The organism is Breznakia sp. PFB1-19 (assembly GCF_029893935.1).
In the GTDB taxonomy this organism is placed as follows: domain Bacteria; phylum Bacillota_I; class Bacilli_A; order Erysipelotrichales; family Erysipelotrichaceae; genus Breznakia; species Breznakia blatticola.
Genome location: NZ_JARXXJ010000053.1, coordinates 1 through 1,820 on the forward strand (window position 1 = coordinate 1; position 1,820 = coordinate 1,820).

General features: G+C 35.4%; 1 protein-coding gene. It reads left to right on the plus strand.

Features of this window, described 5'->3' with window-relative positions:
* Window positions 1-281: 281 nt before the first annotated feature.
* Window positions 282-1,643 (plus strand): IS110 family transposase, encoded by a 1,362-nt coding sequence (locus M2098_RS11510; protein WP_280684626.1) that lies wholly within the window; start codon window positions 282-284, stop codon window positions 1,641-1,643.
* Window positions 1,644-1,820: the final 177 nt, after the last annotated feature.

Consider the following 1,820-nt stretch of genomic DNA (forward strand, 5'->3'; position numbering starts at 1 on the left):
CTCGTATAATATGTAGTGTAATCAGTTGGCTTTTCCAACTTGATTGTATTGTTCTTCTAATCTAAGATAAGAAGTGTTCTGGAAATAAGGTTGCCTACCACCCCCTTGCGGACTGTGGATCCGCTTCAATTAGACTGGTTCCTTTATTCAAGATGCTTTGTATATGCTTATTAGGTTTGTTGAAGAATGGTCATGCACTATATCTTCTCATTAACGAGGTTGTGTTTGTCTTGCTTTAGAGGTGCAATCCAGAACGACTGATTACGAAAGGAAAATTTACTATGCAGAACTATTCAGTTTTTGTGGGAATTGATGCTTCCCAAAATAAGCATGACTTTAGCGTCATGAACTCCTCTCTTTCTATCTTGAATAATAAGAAGAAAGTTACTTTTGATAACACACTACAAGGTTATCAAAAACTTATAGATACAGTCACTACTATCGAACCTGACTTGTCGAAAGTCTTGTTTGGACTAGAAGTCACTGGCGTCTATGGTGACGGTCTCTTCGATCGTTTAAAACTTAATGGTCTAAATGTCATCATGATTCGTCCCGAATCTGTAAAGAAATACAGAGACTATATTGGCTTACCTAAGACAGATAAACTTGATGCTAAATGCATCACTGAAATTCTGGCTAGAGGTGAGGCAAAAGCAGTTTCTGAAAAGAAAAAGGAATACGACGAACTAAAGACATTGACCCATCGAAGATCATCTTTATCGAAAACATTAACCCAAGAGAAGAACCGACTCAATGCTAAAGTAGTTAAATTCTTTCCTGAATTACTTCACGTTTTCAAATCAGGCCACAACACATTGAGAGCCATCTTTTCATCATATTCCACTCCATATTCTATCATAAACGCAGACAAAGATGAATTACTTCTACTAATTCAATCTGCTTCTAAGAAACATTATGGTTTGGATAAAATGAATGCTCTTATCAGTGCTTCAAAGAATTCCATTGTAACTCACACTATTTTATCCGAAGAAGACACTTTCACTATCCAAAGTTTATTGGAATCAGTAATCTATCTTGAAGGCAAACTTCGTGAGTTAGATAAACGAATTGAATCTAAATTAGAGTCATTTCCTTTATACAAGATTATTCTTTCATTCACTGGCTGTGGTAAATTGTCTGCTGCTACGATTATTGCTGAACTTGGTGATATTACTCGCTTTAATAAAGCTAGTCAAATCGTTAAGTTCGCTGGTATCTTTGGTGATAATAGTGAATCCGGAACTTCTGTCAATCGACGAGGTCGAATGGCTAAAAAGGGTTCTCGCGATCTTCGCCATGCTCTCTACATGATTGCAGAGTTTGCTAGAAGAAATAATCCTATTCTCAAAGATGTTTTTAATCGCAAGAAGAATGGTGACCGGAAACGTCACATTCTTGCAGTTAATGCATTAACGAATAAAATCTGTGCGATTCTATTCTCAATAATGAGAAATGAAAGTGTATTTGTAATTCAACACCGTGATCTCATGCGTATACCGGAAGTAACCCGAGATGAGTTTTTCCAAAACATAGAGACTGAGTTCTCATCATCAACTCGAAAGAAAATATATAAATTTGAAGACGAATTCGGCGAAATCCATGACTTCGTATATCGAAGTGCAAGAGTTGCTGAAACCGTATAGATTTAAACATTTTCTTTGAATTCTTAGCTTTTTTGAAAATTTCCAAAAAAGTTGTTTTCATAATACCTTTTCAATGGTATGGATTGAAGTTTTTATAGAGGATTCACCTCTAAACTAAGACAATCACCTATTTATATGCCAATATCATTCTTTACTTGACATATGATAGTTTGTCTA